Source organism: Streptomyces pilosus, assembly GCF_014649835.1.
Taxonomy (GTDB): Bacteria; Actinomycetota; Actinomycetes; order Streptomycetales; family Streptomycetaceae; genus Streptomyces; species Streptomyces pilosus.
The window spans coordinates 480,548-500,973 of sequence record NZ_BMTU01000002.1; the positions used below are offsets into that span (position 1 = coordinate 480,548).

Genomic DNA, 20,426 nt, shown 5'->3' on the forward strand with positions numbered 1-20,426 from the left:
GGGCCGCTGCCGACGGCCGAATTCCACGAAGGAGTTGGTGCGGTGCTGTTCCTGCTTGCCGCCCATGCGGGTGTCGCGGCGGCGATCCCCTGGTGGCAGCGGCGGCTGGGCCGTGCCGTGTGGATCGTGGCGGCCCTGGTGCCGCTGGCGACGGTGGCCTGGGCGGGCACGTGGACGGCGGAGGTCCTGGACGGCGGGGACCACCGGGAGTCCCTGTCCTGGGCCCCGGCACTCGGGCTGACGATCGACCTGAGGCTGGACGCCCTGTCCCTGCTGATGCTGTGGATCGTCGCCGGCGTCGGAGCCCTGGTCCTGCTGTACTGCCGGTACTACGTCGAGCGGGACGCGGGCCGGCAGGCCGCCCTGCTGCTGGCCTTCGCCGGGACGATGGCGGGACTCGTGCTGGCCGACAACCTCTTCGTCCTGTACGTCTTCTGGGAACTGACCACGGTCGCCTCCTTCCTGCTCATCCAGCAACGCGGTGAGCGGGAGGAGGAGCGCCGCGCCGCCCGGCAGGCGCTGCTGGTGACCACGGCCGGCGGCCTGGTCATGCTGCTCGGCTTCATCATGCTCGGGCAGGCCGCGGGCACCTACCGCGTCTCGGAGATCCTGGCCGACCCACCGCGCGGCGGCACGGTGTCCGCCGCGGTCGTGCTCGTCCTGATCGGCGCGTTCGCCAAGTCCGGGCAGATGCCGCTGCACGGCTGGCTGCCCGCGGCGATGGTGGCCCCCACACCGGTCAGCGCCTACCTGCACGCGGCCGCGATGGTCAAGGCCGGGGTCTACCTGGTGGCCCGGCTGGCACCGGCCCTCGCCGAGGTGCCGCCGTGGCGGCCGATGGTGCTGGCCGTCGGTCTGACGACGATGGTGCTTGCCGCCTGGCGTGCCCTGCGCGCGACCGACCTCAAGCTGCTCCTGGCCTACGGCACGATCAGCGAACTCGGCATGCTGACCGCCCTGCTGGGAGCCGGCACGCGGACCGCCGCGCTCGCCGGCACGGTGATGCTGCTCGCCCACGCGGCGTTCAAGGCGGCGCTGTTCCTGACGGTGGGGATCCTGGACCACCGGACCGGGACCCGGGACATCCGGGAACTGTCGGGGGCGGGACGCCGTATGCCGGTGCTGTGCGCGGTCGCCGTGCTCGCCGCCGCCTCGATGGCCGGTCTTCCGCCGCTCCTGGGATTCGTCGGCAAGGAAGCCGCCCTGGAGGCGTTCTGGAAGGGCACGGACATCGGCGGCAACGAACTGCTGGGCGTGGCCCTGGTCATCGGCTCCGTCCTGACCGTGGCGTACGCGGCGCGGTTCGTGACGGGTGCCTTCGGCGGACGCCCGAACGCCGCGGTGGACGGGGCGGAGCGCCCCGAGCCCGGCTTCGTCGCACCGGTGGCCGTCCTGTCGGCCGCGGGCCTGGTGCTCGGCGTGGGACACGCGGCCACCGCGGCCGTCACGACCGCCTACGCGGACGTGTACCCGCCCGGACCGCACGGCCCGTACGAGCTGTCCCTGTGGCACGGCTTCACACCCGTGCTCGGCCTGTCGGCGCTCACCCTGCTCCTGGGCGCTCTCGTGCACGCGGTGGGCCCCGGCAGGTGGGCGGTGCCCCGGCTGCCGGACGTGCAGCGCGCCTTCGACCGCGCGACCGCGGGACTGGACCGGCTGGCCACGGTCGTCACCCGGCACACCCAGGTGGGGTCGCTGCCGGTCTACCTGACCGTGCTGCTGGTCACCCTGGTGGCGGTGCCGGGTGTCGCGCTGGCGGCCGCGGCACCCTCGCCGGGCTCCCCGCCGCTGTGGTGGTCCCCGGTCGAGCCGTTCCTCGCGGTGGTGATCCTGGGGGCGGCCGCGGCCGTCGTCGCCACCCGGTACCGGCTGACCGGGGTGCTCCTCGCCGGCGCGGCGGGCTACGGGGTGGCGGCGGTGTTCGTGGTGCGGGGCGCGCCCGACCTGGCGCTCACCCAGTTCCTCGTGGAGACCATGACGCTGGCCATGGTGGTCTTCGTACTGCGCCGCATGCCGCCCCGGTTCAGCCCGGGCCGGGTCCGCCGGCGCGCCCGCCTCGTGCGGGCCGCGGCGGCCGGGGCCGTGGGCGTCCTCGTCACCTGCTTCGCCCTGGTCGCCTCCGCCGCCCGCACGGCTCCGGCGATCTCGACGGAGTACGCGCGGCAGGCCGCGGAGACGGGTGCCAAGAACGTCGTCAACGCCATCATCGTCGACTTCCGCGCGCTGGACACCGTGGGAGAGATCGCGGTGCTGCTGGTCACGGCGGTCGGCGTCATGAGCCTGGTACGGGTGCGCGGAGCCGAGGAGCGGATCCCGGGCGGCGGCGCGCCCGGCACGTTCCCGACCGCGCACTGGGACGAACCGGCGCGGACCTGGCTGCCGGGCGCCGGCGAACGGCCCGGCGGCGAACGGTCGGTGCTGCTGGAGGTGGCCACCCGTCTGCTGTTCCCCTCGATCCTCCTGCTGTCGCTGTTCCTGCTGTTCTCCGGCCACTACCGCCCGGGTGGCGGCTTCTCCGGCGGCCTGGTGGCCGGCCTGGCCTTCGTGCTGCGGTACCTGGTGGGCGGACGGGCGGATCTCGGGGCGGCCGTCCGGGTGCCGGCGGGCGCGGTCGCCGGCTCGGGCCTGATGCTCGCGGCCGGCGTCGGCCTCGCACCCCTCGCCTTCGGCGGCGTACCGCTGGAGAGCGCGCTGGTGACGGTCCGTCCGCCGCTGCTCGGCACGGTCGAGATCGCCACCAACCTGTTCTTCGACGTCGGTGTCTACCTGCTCGTCGTCGGAGTCGTACTGAAACTGCTGTCGGGAGTGGGCGTCTCGCTCGAACACGACGGCACCCCGGCGGACGGGGAGAGGGAGGGAAGTCACCGGTGAACTCGGTCGACGTGACGATGGCACTGGTGGTCGGCGGCCTGTTCACCGCGGGATTCCACCTCATGCTCCAGCGGTCACTGATGCGGATCGTCTTCGGCTTCATCCTGCTCGGCCACGGCACCAACCTGCTGCTGCTGGTGGTCGGGGGCAGCCCGGGACGGCCACCGGTCGTGCAGGGGGAGGGGACCGCGCCGACGGCCGACCCGCTGCCGCAGGCCATGGCCCTCACGGCGATCGTGATCACCTTCGGTCTCACCGTCTTCCTCGTGGCCCTGGCCTACCGGTCCTGGCGCCTGTCCGGGCACGACGAGGTGCGCGACGACCTGGAGGACCGGCGGATCGGCACCGCCCGGGAACGCGCCGGGAACGACCCAGGACCGGAACACGGTGCGGTGGACGGCACGACGGACGGAGCGGACCGATGACGGGCGTCCTGCCGGCCCTTCCCGTCCTGCTGCCGGTCCTGGGCGCCGGCCTGACCCTGTTCCCCCTGTCCCACGCCGTGGTGCGCGCCCTCAGTACGGGCGTCCTCACCCTCGTCCTGGCCTGTGAGGCCGCACTCCTCGTGCTGGCCGACACCCGCGGACCGCAGGCGCTGCACGTCGGCGGCTGGCCCGCCCCGCTCGGCGTCACCCTCGTGGCCGACCGGCTGTCGGCCCTGCTGCTCACCGTGTCCACACTGGTCGCCCTGGCCGTGCTGGTCTTCGCCATCGGCCAGGGCACCGCCGAGGACCGCACCCCCTCCGTGGTGGTCTTCCACCCCGCCTTCCTGCTGCTCATCACGGGCGTCAGCCTGGCCTTCCTCTCCGGCGACCTGTTCAACCTCTTCGTCGCCTTCGAGGTGATGCTCGCCGCGTCGTACGTGCTGATCACCCTGGACGCCGACGAGAACCGCACCCGTGCGGGAATGACGTACACGATCGTCAGCCTGACGTCGTCCCTGCTGTTCCTCTCCCTGATCGCCCTGGTCTACGCGGCCACCGGCACCGTCACGCTGGCCCAGCTCGGTCCGCGGCTCGCCGAACTGCCCGACGGGCTGCGCGGCGCGTTCGCCCTGCTCCTGCTGACGGTCCTCGGCATCAAGACGGCCGTCATCCCCCTGCACTTCTGGCTGCCCGACAGCTACCCCACCGCCCCCGCGCCGATCACCGCCGTGTTCGCCGCCCTGCTGACCAAGGTCGGCGTGTACGCGCTGCTGCGCACCCAGACGCTGCTCTTCCCCCGCACCGACGTGTGGACCCTGCTGGCCTGCGCGGCGATCATCACCATGATCGTGGGGATCCTCGGCGCCATCGCCCAGGACGACCTCAACCGGCTGCTGTCCTTCACCCTGGTCAGTCACATCGGTTTCATGCTGTTCGGGCTGGCGCTCTTCGACGCGCGGGGCCTGACCGGCTCCATCCTCTACGTCATCCACCACATCGTCGTCCAGGCGGCCCTCTTCCTCGCCGCCGGGCTCGTCGTGGGCCGGACCGGCACCGCGGCGCTGCACCGGATGGCGGGGCGGTGGCCCCCGGGCGTCCTGGTGATCGCGCTGTTCGCGGTCCCCGCCATGAGCCTGTCGGGGATCCCGCCGTTCTCCGGCTTCGTCGCCAAGCTGGCCCTCCTCGAGGCCGGAGTGGCGCAGGGCGGCCCGGTGGCGTACGCACTCGCCGCGGCGGCCCTCCTCACCAGCCTCCTGACGCTGTACGCCATGACCCGGGTGTGGACCGTGGCCTTCACCGCGCGGGTGGCCGGCCACCGCGAGGAGCCACCGCCGGAACCGGACACCCCGGCGGCCCGCCCGAGCGGGACGCGGTTCATGTTCGCCGCGGCGGCCGGCATGACGGTGGCCGGGATCGCGATCGCCGTGTGCGCGGGTCCGCTCGCCGAGCTCGGTGAGCGGGCGGCCGAGGACCTGCTGCACCCGCGGGACTACCGATCCGCCGTCCTGGGGGAGGGGGACCGGTGACCGGCCCGACGGACACCCCGCGCCGCGGCCGCCGGGCGCTGCGCCATCTGCCGCTGGTGGTCTGGCTGTGGATCCTGTGGATCCTGCTGTGGGGCTCCACCGGATCGACCGGGCCGGTGGTGTTCGCCGGCGGCCTGCTCGTGGCCGTCGCCGTGGTCGTGTCCTTCCCCCTGCCTCCCCTGCAGCCGGGAGCGGTGCCCCGGCCACTGCGGATCGGGCGACTGCTGGCCCACCTGCTCACGGACATCGTCGGAGCCGGCGCCACCGTCGCCTGGCAGGCGCTGCGCCACGGCAGGAGAACCTCCACGGCGATCATCGAGGTCCCGCTGCGGGTCGACACCGACCTGCTGATCACCCTGGTGGCCGAGGTCGTCACCATCAACCCGGGCACCGTGGTGACGGAGATCGACCGGCGCCGCGGGGTGCTGTACGTGCACGCGCTGCCGATCCGCGACGAACGGGACCTCGCCCGCCTCCGCGAGGAGGTGCGGGCCGTGGAACGCCGGGTCGCGCGCGCGGTCGGCCACAGCCATGGCCCCGACGACCGGGAACCTGCCCCCGGCGCACCGGACGGGCCGCAGGAACAGTCCCGCGAGGGGGAGCGATGACGGTGCTCTACGGCGTCACCCTGACCGTGCTGGCCGTGGCCGGCCTGCTGACACTTTTGCGCCTGGTCCGCGGCCCGGCCGCGCTCGACCGCATCATGGCGCTCGACGTCCTCGTGACCATGGTCCTCGCCGGGACCGCCGTGGGCATGATCGCGCGGGACGACACCACGTCCGCCCCCGTGCTCGTCGTCGTCGCCCTCCTCGCCTTCATCGGGTCGGTGACGGCGGCTCACCTGATCGAGAAGCGCAAGGGGATGCGATGACCGTCGTACGGGACGTCGTCACGGCGGTGCTCCTCCCGGCCGGAGCCGTCTTCTGCCTGCTGGGCGCGCTGGGACTGCACCGCTTCCCCGACACCGTGAGCCGGCTGCACGCCGCCGCCAAGGCACAGACGCTGGGAGTGCTGCTCGTCCTGGTGGGAGCGGCCGCGCAGATGTCGCCGCGTCACGCCCCGGTGCTGCTCCTCGTCGCCCTCTTCCAGCTGTTCACCGTGCCGATCACCAGTCAGATCATCGCCCGCACGGCCTACCGCACCCACGGACTCGACCGCGACCGGCTGCTGCGCGACGAGCTCGGGGACCGTCTCGCCCGCGACGGCACGCCCGTGGACGCCGGGGACGGTGCCGGACGGGACGACGACGCGGAGCGCTGACGGGGGCCGGCGCCCGGACCGCCCCCGCCCGGCGGTACGGGCGCGGACAGGCGGCGGACCGGGGACCGCGGTGCGCGGGGCACCGCCGTCCGGGCCCCGCCCGCCACCGTGGACGGACGGGGCCCGGCGTCACCTCACAGGGTGCGCTCCAGCCGGTCCGCCATCTGCTGGACGAAGCGCGCCGGGTCCTTCGGCCGGCCGCCCTCCGCCAGCACGGCCAGCGTGTGGAGCAGTTCGGCGGTCTCGGTGAGTTCCGCGTGGTCCCCACGCTCCCCGTACGCCTCGTTCAGGCCCTTCACCAGGGCGTGGTCCGGGTTGAGTTCGAGGATGCGCCGGGCGCGCGGCACCTCCTGGCCCATGGCCCGGTACATGCTCTCCAGCGCCGGCGTCATGTCGTTCGCGTCGGCCACCAGACAGGCCGGCGAGACCGTCAGCCGCGTCGACAGCCGCACCTCCTTGACGTCCTCCTCCAGCCGCTCCCGCATCCAGCCGAGCAGGCCCGCGTACGCCTCGGCCTGCTTCTCCCGGTCGTCCTCGCCGCGGTCGTCCTCCCGGGCGGCGAGGTCGATCTCGCCCTTGGCCACCGACCGGAGCCGCTTGCCCTCGAACTCGCCCACCGCGTCGGTCCACACCTCGTCGACCGGGTCGGTGAGCAGCAGCACCTCGATACCGCGCTCCCGGAAGGCCTCCATGTGCGGGGAACCGTCGACGCTCTCACGGGACTCGCCGGTGATGTAGTAGATGTCGTCCTGCCCGTCCGGCATCCGCTCCACGTACTGCTTCAGCGTGACCGTCTCCCCCTCCCCGCGGGTGGTCGCGAACGACGCCACCGCCAGCAGCGCGTCACGGTTGTCGGGGTCGGTGACCAGTCCCTCCTTCAGCACCGCGCCGAACTCCCGCCAGAAGGTGGCGTACCGCTCGGCGTCACCGGTCAGCATGCTCTTGACCGACGCCAGCACCTTCTTGGTCAGCCGGCGCTGCATCATCCGGATGTGCCGGTCCTGCTGGAGGATCTCGCGGGACACATTCAGCGAGAGGTCCTGGGCGTCCACCACACCCTTGACGAAGCGCAGGTACGGCGGCAGCAGCGCCTCGCAGTCGTCCATGATGAAGACGCGCTTCACGTAGAGCTGCAGCCCGTGCCGGAAGTTCTGGTTGAACAGGTCGTGCGGGGCGTGCGAGGGGAGGAACAGCAGGGCCTGGTACTCGAAGGTGCCCTCGGCCTGCAACTGGACGGTCTCCAGGGGTTCGCGCCAGTCGTGGCCGATGTGCTTGTACAGCTCGTGGTACTCCTCCTCGGACACCTCCTCGCGCGAGCGTGCCCACAGCGCCTTCATCGAGTTCAGCGTCTCGGGCTCCGCCACACCGCCGTCCCCGTCCTTCTCGCCGACCAGCTTCACCGGCCAGGTGATGAAGTCCGAGTACCGCTTGACGATCTCCTTGATCTTCCACACCGAGGTGTAGTCGTGCAGCTGGTTGTCCGGGTCGGCCGGCTTGAGGTGCAGGACGACCGAGGTGCCCCGGGGCGCGTCGTCGACCCGTTCCAGGGTGTAGGTGCCCTCGCCGCGGGACGTCCAGCGGGTGCCCTGCGGCTCCCCGGCCCGGCGGGTGAGCAGGGTGACCTCGTCCGCGACCATGAATCCCGAGTAGAAGCCGACGCCGAACTGGCCGATCAGGCCCTCCGCCCCGGCCGCGTCCTGCGCCTCCTTCAGCTCCCGCAGGAACGCGGCGGTGCCCGAGTTGGCGATGGTGCCGATGAGCTGCCCGACCTCGTCGTACGACATTCCGATGCCGTTGTCCCGCACGGTGAGCGTGCGGGCCTCCCGGTCGATCTCGAGCTCGATGTGCAGGTCGGAGACGTCGGCGTCGAGCGTGTCGTCCCGCAGCACGGCCAGACGCAGCTTGTCGAGCGCGTCGGAGGCGTTGGAGACGAGTTCACGAAGGAAGACGTCCTTGTTCGAGTAGACCGAATGGATCATCAGCTGGAGCAGCTGACGGGCCTCTACCTGGAACTCAAACGTTTCGGTCGGCATGGTTCGCGATTACCTCACTGGTCCATGAATCGCCGGATACTGGCGCGCCCACTGTAGTCAACGCACCGTCACCTTCCGGCCGCATGCCCCGGACCGGGCGCCGTCACCGCCGAGTCCAGCAGCGGGCCGAGTTCCCGGGACACCTCCGTCAGGGCCCGGGAGCTGCGCTCGGCGCGGGCGAGGAGGATCGCCCCCTCGAGCGAACTGATCATGAGCGTGGCGAGGGGACCCGCGCGTCCGGCGGGGACCCCCAGGTCCGTCAGGGCCCGCGCCACCGCCGTCGTCCACTCGGTGAAGGCGGCGGACGCGGCCTCCCGCGCGGAGTCCGTGGACGTCGCGAGATCCACCGTGGCGGCGGCCACGGGACAGCCCCCGGCGAAGCCGTCGGCCTCGTACTCGTCCGTCCACTGCCGGACCATCTCGGCGAACAGCAGGGCGGGCGTCGGCTCGGGCAGCGCGGCCAGGAAGCGGGCCACACGCTTCCCGGCGTACCGGCCCGCCCAGCCCACCGCCTCGTTGACGAGCTGCTCCTTGCCGCCGGGGAAGTAGTGCTGGAGCGATCCGCGCGGCGCCCGGGCGTGCGCGGCGACCTCGCGCATCCCTGTCGCGCCGACCCCGTCGCGCCGGATCAGCTGGGCAGCGCTGAACACCATCCGCTCTCTCGGTCCCCGTCCGGACACCCGCCACCTCCCGCCCACATGCCTTGCGCCCCGACCCTATGACCGCCGTCATGGCAGCCGCTACTATGACGACGGTCATGACGGACATCCGGGAAGTGGCCCGCCCCGCGGCGCGGCCGGGAAACGGCGGTGCGACGTGCTCGTGGGTTTCATCGGACTGGGAGTCATGGGCCGGCCCATGGCGCTCAACCTCGTCCGGGCCGGAACGCCCCTCGTCGTGTGGAACCGCACGCCCGAGCGGTGCGCGCCCCTGCGCGAGGCCGGGGCGGAGCAGGCCGCGAGCGCCGCCGAGGTCTTCGAACGGGCCGCCACCGTGATCCTCATGCTGGCCGACGAAGCGGCCGTGGACGCGGTGCTGGGCCGGGGCACACCGGACTTCGCCACCCGTGTCGCCGGGCACACCGTCGTCCACATGGGCACCACGTCGCCGGAACACTCGGCCGCCCTCCAGGACGACATCCGCGGCGCGGGCGGCGCGTACGCCGAGGTCCCGGTGTCCGGATCCCGGACCCCCGCTGAGCGGGGCCGTCTCGTCGCGATGCTCGCGGGCGACGACCACGCGCTGGCCTCCGTACGGCCCCTGATCGCCCCGATGTGCGGCGAGGCGTTCGACTGCGGCCCCGTGCCGAACGCCCTGCTGATGAAACTCTCCGTGAACCTGTTCCTGATCACCCAGGTCACCGGCCTGACCGAAGCCTTCCACTTCGCCGACCGGCACGGGCTGGACCGCGGCCGCTTCCTCGACGTCCTGGCCGCGGGGCCGATGGCCAGTGCCGTCTCTACGATGAAGGCCCCCAAACTGCTCACCCGGGACTTCACGGTCCAGGCCGCGGCCACCGACGTGCTGAAGAACAACCGCCTCATCGCCGGGGCCGCCCGCAGGGCCCGGCTCGCCTCCCCGCTCCTCGACGTCTGTCACACCCTCTTCGACGAGACGGTGGCCCGCGGCCACGGCGGCGAGGACATGGTGGCCGTGCTGCGCGCGCTGGAGGCCAGGACGGACGGCGCGCGCTCCGGCGCCCCGGTCGACGACGGCCCTCGCTGAGGCCCTGCGCAGGGCCACGGAGGGATCACCGGCCCGGCGTGCGAGCATGGGCTGATGAGCATCCATCGCAGGAACAACATCCGTGTGACCGGGCGCGCCTCCGGCCGCACCGTGGTGCTGGTGCACGGATTCGGCTGCGACCAGAACATGTGGCGTCTCGTGGAGCCCGCCCTGGCCGAGGATAACCGCGTGGTCCTCTTCGACTACGTGGGTGCGGGCGGCTCCGACCTGTCGGCCTGGCAGGAGGAGCGCTACTCGTCCCTGGACGGCTACGCCCGTGACGTGGTGGAGGTCTGCGAGGAACTCGACCTGCGCGACGCCGTCGTGGTCGGGCACTCCGTGAGCGCGATGACCGGCGTGCTGGCCCGCGCCCTGGCCCCGGAGCGGATCGGTTCCCTGGTCATGGTGTGTCCCTCACCCCGCTACATCGACGAGGACGGCTACCGCGGCGGCTTCACCGCGGAGGACATCGAGGAACTCCTCGAGTCGCTGGAGTCCAACTACCTGGGCTGGTCGGCGACGATGGCCCCGGTGATCATGGGCAACCCGGACCGGCCGGAGCTGGGCGAGGAACTCACCAACAGCTTCTGCGCCACCGACCCCGACATCGCCCGCGTGTTCGCGCGCACCACGTTCCTGTCCGACAGCCGCGAGGACCTCGGCGGCGTCACCGCCCCCACGCTGATCCTGGAGTGCGAGCAGGACGCCATCGCGCCCCCGGAGGTCGGCGCCTACGTCCACGCCGCGATACCCGGCAGCCGGCTGGTCACCCTGGCCGCCACCGGCCACTGCCCCCAGCTGAGTGCCCCGGAGGCCACCGCGGCCGCGATCAGGTCGTTCGTGTCGGCCCTGGGACGATGAACCGGCCCGGAGGCGGGCCGGAGGAGCCGGGCGCGGGCCTGCCCGGCACGCACGCCGCCTTCACCGCGCTGCTGGAGGACTCGGCGGAGGAGCTCTACGAATCCGCTCCCTGCGGCTACCTGTCCACCCTGCTGGACGGCACCATCGCCAAGATCAACGCGACCCTGCTGGGCTGGCTCGGCCTGTCCCGCGGCGAGGTGGTGGGCCGGATGCGCTTCAGCGACCTGCTCACCGTCGGCGGCAAGCTCTACCACGAGACCCACTTCGCCCCCCTGCTGCGCATCCAGGGACACCTCAACGGCATCGCGCTGGACCTGAGGACCGCCACCGGTTCCCGGCTGCCGGTCCTCGTCACCTCGACCCTCAAGAGGAGTCAGGACGGCGAGCCGCTGCTCATCCGCACCACCGTCTTCGACGCCACGGAACGGCGCGCCTACGAGCAGGAACTGCTCCGGGCCCGCCGCGCCGCCGAAGAGGCCCGCCGCGCCGCCGAAGAGGCCCGCCGACAGGCCGAGGCCGACCGCGAGCGGCTGTGCCAGACACTGGCCGTCCTCCAGCACAGTCTGCTGCCCGAGACCCTGCCCGACATACCGGGCGTACGGACCGCCTGCCACTACCACACGGCTTCCACCATGCAGCTCGGCGGCGACTTCTACGACCTCTTCGAGCTCGACGACCGGCGGACCGCCTTCTTCCTCGGCGACGTGTGCGGCAAGGGGCCGCAGGCCGCCGCCCTCACCTCCCTCACCCGCTACACCCTGCGCACCGCCCTGCTCCACGACGTCGACCCGGTCGCCAACCTGGGCACGCTGAACACCGTCCTGCTCGACCGGTACACCGGCGACGACCCCCGCTACTGCACCGCCGCGGTCGGGGTCATGGAGCGGGTGGGGGACACGCTGGAGGTCCGCCTGGCCTCCGGTGGCCACCCACCCGCACTGGTGATACGTGTGGACGGCCGGGTGGAGACCCTCGACACCCGGGGCGGCATGCTGGTCGGAGCCCTTCCCGCGGCGCGGTTCGTCCCGGCGCGCACCACCCTGCGACCGGGCGACACGCTCCTCCTGTACACCGACGGCCTCACCGAGGCCCGTGTCGGACCGCACCGCGAGCTGTACGGTGACGAGGCCCTGGTGTCCTTCGCCGCCGGGCTCGCCCCCACGGGCCCGCACCGGCTGGTCGAGGCCCTCAAGGACCTGCTGCGGGGCTTCGGTGACGGACTGGACGACGACACCGCCCTCCTCGCCATCGGCCTCCCCGCCCGTACCGACACCGGACCCGGAATCGCGACATGACACCCCTGACGATCAAAGAGTCACCGACGTCCACCGGCATCGCGCTCGAGGTCGCCGGCGACCTCGACTACACCAGCGCGCCACAGCTGCGCCAGGCCGCGCACACCACGGTCCTGTCCTCCGGACGGCGCCTGACCATGGACCTCGGCGGGCTGGAGTTCTGCGACTCGAGCGGCATCACCGCGCTGATCGCCGTGCGCAACCACGCCGTCTCGGCCGGTGCCGAGGTCCTCCTGGTCGCCGTTCCCGCCCACCTCCGGCGCCTGCTGGACCTCACGGGACTTGATCAGGTGTTCGACATGCGCGAGAGCCCGTAGGACGGCGCGCACGGCCGTCCCGCAGCGCCCTCGGCGTACGGGCTCCACCCGCTCATCCGAGCGGAGGAAGGTCGTCATCCGATTGCGTCCACCGCTTCCGGGGCACCCGGGACGTGCCGCATCCACCGCCGGTGACCTCGGGGCCCGGGCGGGGGCGGCTCGGACCAAGGGCAAGGGGAGCAGCAGTGACGGTGCGCATCGGAGCAGAGGAAGAGTTCCACGTCGTGGACGTGGAGAGCGGCCGGCTCGTGCCGAGGGCCGACACGCTGCTCGGGCGGCTCGAAGGATCAGGATTCAGCCGCGAGCTGCAGCAGACGACCGTCGAGACCAACAGCGGCGTCCACGACACACTGGACGCCCTCTTCGCGGACCTGTCCGCGACCCGGCGCCGGCTGGACGCCGCCGCCTCCTCGGCCGGCCTGGCCGTCGTGGCCGCCGGCACCGTTCCGCTGGCCCGCGTCACCTCTCGCGACGTCACCGCGGACGCACGTTTCCGGCGCATGGCCGACGACTACCGCCGGCTCGCCGACGAACAGCTGATCTGCAGCGCGCAGATACACGTCGACATACCCGACCGGGACACCGCGGTGCGCGCCATGTGCCTGGTGTCGCCCTGGCTGCCGCCGTTGCTGGCCCTGTCGGCCAGCTCCCCGTTCTGGCTCGGCTCCGACACCGGCTACGCCAGCTGGCGCACCATGCTCTGGCAGCGGTGGCCCACCGCGGGACCCGCCGGCTGCTACGGGAGCGCCGCCGAGTACGACGCCGCCATGGAGGAGCTGATCGGCGCGGGCGTCATCAGCGACACCGGGATGCTCTACCAGGACGTACGGCCGTCGGCCCACCAGCCCACGCTGGAACTGCGCGTCTGCGACGCCTGCCCGCGCACCGAGACCGTCGCGCTCGTCGCCGGACTCTTCCGCGCCCTGGTGATCGACGCCCTGCACCGCCTGGAGCGCGGCGACGACACCGGATGCGACGGACACCACGAGTGGCTGCGGGCCGCCACCTGGCGCGCCGCGCGCTCCGGCCTGGAGGGCCCGCTGGTCGACCCGGCGACCCGCCGCGCGGCTCCCGCCCCCGCGGTGCTGCGCGCGATGCTGCGCCGGCTGCGCCCCGCCCTGGAGGAGTCCGGCGACTACGCCACCGTGCACGCCCTGCTCGAAGAGGCCCTCGCGACCGGCAGCGCGGCCCACCGGATGCGCCGCACGGCCGAGGACGAGGACCTGCTCGCCGGTGTCGACCTGCTGGTCGCCGAGACCCGCGGCGACCCCCTGGCGCCCGGCGCCGCCGGCCGGCCCGGCTCGGGCCGGACCCCGGCCCGCGTCGCCTCGGCCCCGGGCACCCCCGGCTGACCCGGAGGGGCCGCCCGGCCCCGGGTCCACCCCCATGCACGACCACAGCCATCCCTGACCAAGGAGAGTGTCACAGCGCCATGCCCAGCAGCACGCACGCTTCCCCGCCCCGGGAGCAGTACCAGGACCGGGACCGCGACCACGGCCTTGATCCGGCCCCGAGGGACAGGAGGACCCTCTGATGTGCGGCCTCAGCGGGGAGATACGGTTCGACGGCGGAACGCCGGACATCGCGGCGGTGGCGCGCATGACCGACCGGCTCGCGGCCCGCGGCCCCGACGGGCGCGGCCTGTGGTCCCAGGGGCCGGCGGCCCTGGGACACCGCCGGCTCAAGATCATCGACCTGTCGGAGAGCGGCGCCCAGCCCATGAGCGACCCCCGGGCCCGCCTCGCCGGCGTCTTCAACGGCTGCGTCTACAACTACCGCGAGCTGCGCGACGAGCTGCACGCCCTCGGCCACCGCTTCTTCTCGCACTCCGACACCGAGGTGGTGCTCAAGGCCTACCAGCAGTGGGGCACGGCCTGCGTCGAGCACTTCCACGGCATGTTCGCCTTCGTCATCGTCGAGCAGGACACCGGCCGTGTGGTCCTGGCCCGTGACCGGCTCGGGATCAAGCCGCTCTACCTCTCGGCCACGCCCGAGCGCCTCAGGTTCGCCTCCTCGCTGCCCGCGCTGCTCGCGGCCGGCGGAGTCGACACGTCGCTGGACCCCGTGGCGCTGCACCAGTACTTCTCCTGGCACGCCACCGTCGCCGCGCCCCGCACCGTCCTCAACGGCGTGCGCAAGCTGCCCCCGGCCACGGTACGGGTCGTCCAGCCCGACGGCAGCCACCACGACCACCTTTACTGGAACCCCGTCCACACCCGCCGCCCCGAGTACGCCGGCATGGACGCCGACGACTGGACCGACGCCGTCCTGGACGCCCTGCGCACCGCCGTGCGCCGCCGGATGGTCGCCGACGTCCCGGTCGGCGTGCTGCTCTCCGGCGGCCTGGACTCCAGCCTGATCGTGGCGCTGCTGGCCGAGCAGGGCCAGGACGACCTCGCGACCTTCAGCGTCGGCTTCGAGTCCGAGGGCGACGAGGAGGGCGACGAGTTCCACTACTCCGACCTCGTGGCCCGGCACTTCGACACCCGCCACCACCAGCTGATGGTCCCCTCCGACCGGGTGGCGGGCGCCCTCGACGGGGCGGTCCGCGCCATGAGCGAACCGATGATGAGCCACGACGTGGTGGCCTTCCACCTGCTGTCGGAGCAGGTGGCCAAGGAGGTCAAGGTCGTGCAGAGCGGCCAGGGCGCCGACGAGGTGTTCGCCGGGTACGACTGGTACCCGCGGATGGCCGGCGCGCCGCGCTCCCGTGCCGCCGAGGCCTACATCGACACCTACTTCGACCGCTCGCACGCCGACCTCGCGGGCATGCTCCACCCGGACCTGCTGCCCGCCCGGGACACCTCCGCCGAGTTCGTCCGCGCGCACATGGCGGCCGACGGCGCCGAGACGGCGCTGGACGCCGACCTCCGCCTGGACACGCTCGTGATGATGGTCGACGACCCGGTCAAGCGGGTCGACAACATGACGATGGACTGGGGCCTGGAGGCCCGGGTGCCGTTCCTCGACCACGAACTCGTCGAACTGGCCGCCGCCTGCCCGCCCGAGCTGAAGCTCGCGGACGACGGCAAGGGCGTCCTGAAGGCCGCCGGCCGCCGGGTCCTGCCGCGCCAGGTCGTCGACCGGCCCAAGGGCTACTTCCCCGTCCCGGCGATCAAGCACATGGCAGGCCCCGTCCTCCAGCGGGTCCGCGAGACCCTGACCGCCCCCGAGGCCAGGGCCCGCGGCGTCTTCCGCCCGGAGTTCGTCGACGCACTGCTGGCCGCGCCCAACGAGCACCGCACCAGGCGAGGAGCGAACACCCTGTGGCAGACCGCGCTGCTGGAGACATGGCTGCAGACGCACGGGATCCGCTGACGGTCATGGAGACCCGCACCGACACCGTCACGCGGACACTGCCCGCACCGGAACCCGCCCCGCTCGCCGACACCGCCACCCCGTACGACGTGCCGCCCCCGGCCGTCCACGGCTGCTGGTACCCGTCGGTCGATCCCGAGGGACGCAACGTCGCCTTCATCTGCGACCGGGCCGGGGTGCCGCAGCTGTGGACCGCGCCGGTGGCCGGTGAGGAGGTGCGCCGGCTGGACGCCGGGCCCGACCCGGTCACGGAGGTGTCCTGGTCCCCGGACGGGCGCTGGATCGCCTACACGGTGGCGCCGGACGGCGGAGAGCTGACCAGCGTCCTGTGCGTGCGCCCCGACGGCACCGGCCGGCACCTGCTGGCCGGCGGTGAACCGGGCACCTCGGCCCGCCTGGGGTGCTGGCAGCACGACGGTTCGGCGGTCGCGGTCACCGTCACCGACTCCGCCCCGGCCGGACAGCCGTTCACGCCGCATCCCGGGGCGAACGGCGCCTCCCACCCCGCCCGCGCGGGGTGGGACCCCCGGGCCGTGCTGCTGGAACCCGGCATGGCGGCTCCCGGCCCGGTGGCGGCCGCCGACGGCGAGCGGACCCGGGCCGCGGGGGAGCCGGAACCCAGGGCCCTGTCCGCCTACCTCGTCGACCCCGAGGGCATGGCGGCCCCCGTGCTGCTGGCGAGCGAACGCGGCGCGGCCAACCAGCGCGTCTGCGATCTCAGCCGGGACGGGAAGCTGGCGTTGGTGTACCGGGGCCCCCGCGGGCGCCGCGAGGCCCTGGTCGTCCGCACCGGCGACCGGGTGGTGACCTGCGTGCTGCCGGTGGCCGACGGCGACCCCTGGATCGGGGGCTTCTCGCCGGACGCCCGCACGGTGTGGCTGCGCAGCGACGGCGACCGCGAGCACGCCGCCCTCGTCGCCGCGCACCTCGACCCGCTGGGACACCTGCTCGACACCACGGTGGTCGCCGAGCGCCCCGACTGCGGACTGGAACTGCTCGCCCTGGGCCGGGACGGCCGCCGCGCGGTCCTGGCGTGGAACGTGCGCGGGGTCAGCGAGCTGGAACTGGTCGAACTGAGCGCGGCCCGGCCGGCCGACCCGCCGGCCGGGCTCCCGTCCCACCGGCCCGCCACCGCCGGCGCCCCCCGTGGCGTCGAGCTGCCCCACGAGGTGGTCACCCGGATCGCCCCGACCGCCGACCCGGACAACACCGTCGTCGCGCTGTCCGGCTCGCGGCGGCACCCCGGGGTGTGGTGGCTGCCGCACGGTCTGCCCCTGCGCACCGCGTGGTCCTCCCGGGACGAGGACGCCCTCCCGGCCGGCCGCACGCCCGTGCGGCCGATGCCCATGAGTCCGAAGGCGCGCGACGGACTCACCCTCGGCGGCTGGTACTACCGGGCGCCGGGCCGCTCGCCCGGCGAACCCGCACCGTGCGTCCTGCACCTGCACGGCGGGCCGGAGGAACAGGAACGCCCGGTGCTGGAGCCGCTCTACCTCGAACTGCTCGGCAGGGGACTGGACGTGTTCGCGCCCGACGTGCGCGGTTCGTCCGGGCACGGCCGCTCCTTCGTCGACGCGGACCTGGGCGCGGGGCGTTTCGACGCGATCAACGACGTCGCGGACTGCGCCGCGCACGTCATGGTGCGCGGTCTGGCCGATCCGCGGCGGATGGCGGTGATGGGCCGCTCCTACGGCGGCTACCTGGTGATGGCGTCCCTGGTGTGGCATCCGGACCTGTTCCGCACCGGTGTGGCGGTCTGCGGCATGTCGGACTTCGCCACCTTCTTCGCCGGGACCGAACCGTGGATCGCGCAGTCCGCCGCCCACAAGTACGGGCATCCGGAACACGACCGGGAACTGCTGCGCTCGCTGTCGCCGATGAGCCGTATCGACGCCCTGCGTGCCCCGGTCCTCGCCGTGCACGGCGAGCACGACAGCAACGTGCCGCCGGGGGAGTCCGAACAGTTCGTGCGGGCCGCGAGGGAACGGGGACTGGAGGCCGAGCTGCTCCTGCTGCGCCACGAGGGCCACGACTTCCGGCGCGCCGACAACCGCCGCCGGTTCCGCCGCACCGCCGCCGACTGGATGGAACGGCACCTGGCGGACTGAGGTGTCCGAGGTACCTGTCACACTTCTGTGGCGTGCGGGGGAGCGATGCGGGTAGTCGCGCGGTGTGATCGGTGAGTAAAGGCGGACCGGATGGAACCAGTTCCTTTCGACGAGAGGGAGACGGTGCCTCGCGCACCCGGGCGGCGGGCTTCCTACGCCCTGGAGGGGGACGGCGCCTGGATCGCCCAGGCCCGCCACCTCGCCGCCGCGTTCCTCACCCGGGCCCGGGCGGAGGACGGTGCGCGGGTGTCGACCCGCGCGGTCGAGATCACCCAGCTCGTCGTGAGTGAACTGGTCACCAACGCCCGCAAGTACGCGCCGGGCCCCGTCGGTCTCGATCTGCGGCTCACCGGCGACGCCGTCGAGGTGGTCGTCCACGACGGCAACCCCGAGGCGCCCGTGGCGCGCAACGCCGACCCCGACCGGGTGGGCCAGCACGGACTGGAGATCGTGATGGCCGTCGCCCAGGCCCTGGACGTACGCCAGGAAGCGGCCGGCAAGAGCATCACGGCGCGCATCTCCCTCCTCACCTGACCCCTTCCCCGCGGGCCCCCGGGGCTCAGCCGTACCGTTCGAGCAGGGCCTCCACATAGTCCTCCAGCCGCCGCGTCATGACGCCGGGCGTCAGATCGGTGCGGCCCAGCTCCCGCCAAGGGGTGGCGACCTTCTCCGCGTCCGGAGCGAAGGCCAGGGCATCGAGCAGCCGCCAGTAGAGGTGGGCGGCGGGATCCTCGTCGAGGGTGCCGCCCGCGGAGGTGTACAGGTCCGCGAAGCGCATCCCGTGGGGGACCCCGTGCAGCAGCGCCAGGGCCGTCGCACAGTGGGCGACGTCCAGGTCGGCCGGTCCCCAGGAGGTCTCCACCCAGTCGACCACCCCGCTGATCCGCAGGTCCGCGCCGTCCCCGGAGAACAGCACGTTGCCGGGGTGGAAGTCCCGGTGCAGGAAGCACCCGCGGTGGGGCGGCGGGTCCCGGCGGATCACGTCGACTGCGCGCCGCCACAGCTCCGGCCGTCCGGTGCGCTCCGGCGGACGCACCCGCCCGGCCGACGTCCACGCCTGGTGGGCGCGGGGCCTGCTGTCCCCGGCCACCGGCACGCGGTGGATGCGCAGCAACTGCCGCGCGAGCGGTCCGGCACGCTCGGCGGCGGTCCCGTCGTCCACCCGTACCGACCCGGGCAGCAGCGACATCAGCAGCGAGGGCCGGTCGCAGTGGTGCGCCCCCGCGTCCACCGCGACGAGCGCGGCGGCGGGCACGTCCGTCTTCCGGAGCAGGGTCAGCACGGCGGCCTCACGGTTCAGCAGCCCCTCCGCATGCCGTACGAAGAACGGGTCGACGAACGTCCGCAGCACCAGTGAGCGCCGCCCGCCGGGCCCGCGCAGATCCAGCCTGCGCATCTCCGACGTCCAGCCCCCGCGCAGCGGCACCACCCCCTCCACGCGCTCACCCGTCGACAGCTGCTTCTCCACCCAGGCCCGCGTGTCGGTCAGCACGCGGGAAGCCTAGTCAGCCCGCCCCACGGCGGCCCGCGCAGGCCCGGAACAATGAGGTGGACGACGGGGTTCTCACTGGGGAACGTCGCAGCACACCTGGGAGAAGGGCAGGACGAGATGACGAGGACCGAGGAGAGGGCACTGCTCGCGGGCGGCTGCTTCTGGGGCATGCAGGAGCTGATCCGCACCTTCCCGGGCGTGCTCAGCACTCGCGTCGGATACAGCGGCGGCGACGTGCCCGACGCGACCTACCGCAACCACGGCACCCACGCCGAGTCGATCGAGATCACCTTCGACCCGGAGGTGACCGACTACCGCAGGATCCTGGAGTACTTCTTCCAGATCCACGACCCGAGCACGAAGAACCGGCAGGGCAACGACATCGGCACGAGCTATCGCTCCGCCGTCTTCTACTTCGACGACGAGCAGAAGCGCGTGGCCGAGGACACGATCGCCGACGTCGACGCCTCCGGGCTGTGGCCTGGCCCGGTGGTGACCGAGGTCGCGCCGGCCGGGCCCTTCTGGGAGGCCGAGCCGGAGCACCAGGACTACCTCCAGCGCTACCCCGAGGGCTACACCTGCCACTTCGTGCGGCCGGACTGGCGTCTGCCGCGGCGCGCGGAGTCCTGAGCCGACGGCGCGGACAACGGGGGCGCACTCGCTCGGCGAGTGCGCCCCTTCGTCGTGCGCGGGTTCCGGTGCGGCCTCAGCCGAACTGGCCGGGCCGGTAGTCGCCGGCCGGCTGCCGGTTGATGACGTTGATGCGGTTGTAGGCGTTGATGACGGCGATCAGCGAGATCAGCGCGGCGAGCTGGTCCTCGTCGTAGTGCTTGGCCGCGTCCGCCCAGGCCTCGTCCGTGACGCCGCCGGCGGCGTCCGCGATGCGGGTGCCCTGCTCGGTCAGCTCCAGTGCGGCGCGCTCGGCGTCGGTGAACACCGTGGCCTCGCGCCAGGCGGCGACCAGGTTGAGGCGCAGTGCGGTCTCGCCCGCGGCGGCCGCGTCCTTGGTGTGCATGTCGGTGCAGAATCCGCAGCCGTTGATCTGGCTGGCGCGGATCTTCACCAGTTCCTGGGTGGTGTGCGGCAGCCCGGACTCCGTCACCGCCCTGCCGGCCGCGTTGATGTGGCGCAGCACCTTGGCGGCGACGGGGTTGCCGAAGAAGTCGAGACGCGGGTTCATGGGGATCTCCCTGGT

General features: G+C 73.1%; 19 protein-coding genes. 15 read left to right on the top strand and 4 right to left on the bottom strand.

Annotated features, from left to right (window positions below; genetic code table 11):
• Nucleotides 1-42: 42 nt before the first annotated feature.
• Genes IE118_RS07135 through mnhG form a run of 6 tightly spaced genes read left to right on the top strand, consistent with a single transcriptional unit; the run spans nt 43 to nt 6,082 of the window.
• The gene (locus tag IE118_RS07135; RefSeq protein ID WP_189556530.1) at nt 43-2,871 is read left to right on the top strand and encodes a Na+/H+ antiporter subunit A; all 2,829 of its coding nucleotides are present in this window, start codon (nt 43-45) and stop codon (nt 2,869-2,871) included.
• Complete coding sequence (locus IE118_RS07140; RefSeq protein ID WP_189556532.1) at nt 2,868-3,296, top strand: Na(+)/H(+) antiporter subunit C; 429 nt, start codon at nt 2,868-2,870, stop codon at nt 3,294-3,296. Before IE118_RS07135 ends, IE118_RS07140 begins: the two co-directional genes overlap by 4 nt.
• On the top strand, nt 3,293-4,822 hold the full coding sequence (locus IE118_RS07145; protein ID WP_189556534.1) for a Na+/H+ antiporter subunit D: 1,530 nt from the start codon (nt 3,293-3,295) through the stop codon (nt 4,820-4,822). Before IE118_RS07140 ends, IE118_RS07145 begins: the two co-directional genes overlap by 4 nt.
• On the top strand, nt 4,819-5,430 hold the full coding sequence (locus IE118_RS07150; RefSeq protein ID WP_189556536.1) for a Na+/H+ antiporter subunit E: 612 nt from the start codon (nt 4,819-4,821) through the stop codon (nt 5,428-5,430). The genes IE118_RS07145 and IE118_RS07150 overlap by 4 nt, the downstream gene beginning before the upstream one ends.
• Nucleotides 5,427-5,693 (top strand): MrpF/PhaF family protein, encoded by a 267-nt coding sequence (locus IE118_RS07155; RefSeq protein ID WP_189556538.1) that lies wholly within the window; start codon nt 5,427-5,429, stop codon nt 5,691-5,693. The genes IE118_RS07150 and IE118_RS07155 overlap by 4 nt, the downstream gene beginning before the upstream one ends.
• The gene (gene mnhG / locus IE118_RS07160) at nt 5,690-6,082 is read left to right on the top strand and encodes a monovalent cation/H(+) antiporter subunit G (RefSeq protein WP_189556540.1); all 393 of its coding nucleotides are present in this window, start codon (nt 5,690-5,692) and stop codon (nt 6,080-6,082) included. The genes IE118_RS07155 and mnhG overlap by 4 nt, the downstream gene beginning before the upstream one ends.
• Before the next feature lie 134 nt (nt 6,083-6,216).
• Here mnhG and htpG read toward each other — a convergent pair whose 3' ends face one another.
• Nucleotides 6,217-8,115 (bottom strand): molecular chaperone HtpG, encoded by a 1,899-nt coding sequence (gene htpG / locus IE118_RS07165; RefSeq protein WP_189556542.1) that lies wholly within the window; start codon nt 8,113-8,115, stop codon nt 6,217-6,219.
• 68 nt (nt 8,116-8,183) lie between these two features.
• On the bottom strand, nt 8,184-8,768 hold the full coding sequence (locus IE118_RS07170) for a TetR/AcrR family transcriptional regulator (protein WP_189556544.1): 585 nt from the start codon (nt 8,766-8,768) through the stop codon (nt 8,184-8,186).
• A 163-nt stretch (nt 8,769-8,931) separates the two neighbouring features.
• Here IE118_RS07170 and IE118_RS07175 point away from each other — a divergent pair, with 163 nt between their 5' ends.
• The 8 genes from IE118_RS07175 (at nt 8,932) to IE118_RS07210 (ending at nt 18,273) form a co-directional block, all read left to right on the top strand.
• Nucleotides 8,932-9,840, top strand: a complete 909-nt coding sequence (locus IE118_RS07175; protein WP_189556546.1) for an NAD(P)-dependent oxidoreductase — start codon at nt 8,932-8,934, stop codon at nt 9,838-9,840.
• Nucleotides 9,841-9,894: 54 nt separating this feature from the next.
• Nucleotides 9,895-10,701 (top strand): alpha/beta fold hydrolase, encoded by an 807-nt coding sequence (locus IE118_RS07180; protein ID WP_189556547.1) that lies wholly within the window; start codon nt 9,895-9,897, stop codon nt 10,699-10,701.
• Nucleotides 10,698-11,996, top strand: coding sequence for a PP2C family protein-serine/threonine phosphatase (locus tag IE118_RS07185; protein ID WP_189556549.1), 1,299 nt, complete (start codon nt 10,698-10,700; stop codon nt 11,994-11,996). The genes IE118_RS07180 and IE118_RS07185 overlap by 4 nt, the downstream gene beginning before the upstream one ends.
• The gene (locus IE118_RS07190) at nt 11,993-12,313 is read left to right on the top strand and encodes an STAS domain-containing protein (RefSeq protein WP_189556550.1); all 321 of its coding nucleotides are present in this window, start codon (nt 11,993-11,995) and stop codon (nt 12,311-12,313) included. Before IE118_RS07185 ends, IE118_RS07190 begins: the two co-directional genes overlap by 4 nt.
• Before the next feature lie 185 nt (nt 12,314-12,498).
• On the top strand, nt 12,499-13,665 hold the full coding sequence (locus IE118_RS07195) for a carboxylate-amine ligase (protein ID WP_189556552.1): 1,167 nt from the start codon (nt 12,499-12,501) through the stop codon (nt 13,663-13,665).
• A 181-nt stretch (nt 13,666-13,846) separates the two neighbouring features.
• A complete protein-coding gene (locus tag IE118_RS07200; RefSeq protein WP_189556554.1) occupies nt 13,847-15,631 on the top strand; it encodes an N-acetylglutaminylglutamine amidotransferase in 1,785 nt (594 codons plus the stop codon).
• Between the two features lie 5 nt (nt 15,632-15,636).
• Nucleotides 15,637-17,739: a S9 family peptidase gene (locus IE118_RS07205; protein WP_229846716.1), complete on the top strand. Its 2,103-nt coding sequence runs from the start codon at nt 15,637-15,639 to the stop codon at nt 17,737-17,739.
• A 90-nt stretch (nt 17,740-17,829) separates the two neighbouring features.
• Entirely contained in the window at nt 17,830-18,273 is a 444-nt protein-coding gene (locus IE118_RS07210) for an ATP-binding protein (RefSeq protein ID WP_189556558.1), read from the top strand.
• 25 nt (nt 18,274-18,298) lie between these two features.
• Here IE118_RS07210 and IE118_RS07215 read toward each other — a convergent pair whose 3' ends face one another.
• Nucleotides 18,299-19,231 (bottom strand): phosphotransferase family protein, encoded by a 933-nt coding sequence (locus IE118_RS07215; RefSeq protein ID WP_229846695.1) that lies wholly within the window; start codon nt 19,229-19,231, stop codon nt 18,299-18,301.
• A 117-nt stretch (nt 19,232-19,348) separates the two neighbouring features.
• On the opposite strand from IE118_RS07215, the gene msrA reads away from it, so the two are divergent.
• Entirely contained in the window at nt 19,349-19,861 is a 513-nt protein-coding gene (gene msrA / locus IE118_RS07220) for a peptide-methionine (S)-S-oxide reductase MsrA (protein WP_189556559.1), read from the top strand.
• A gap of 76 nt (nt 19,862-19,937) precedes the next feature.
• On the opposite strand, the gene IE118_RS07225 is transcribed toward msrA, so the two are convergent.
• A complete protein-coding gene (locus IE118_RS07225; RefSeq protein WP_189556561.1) occupies nt 19,938-20,411 on the bottom strand; it encodes a carboxymuconolactone decarboxylase family protein in 474 nt (157 codons plus the stop codon).
• Nucleotides 20,412-20,426: the final 15 nt, after the last annotated feature.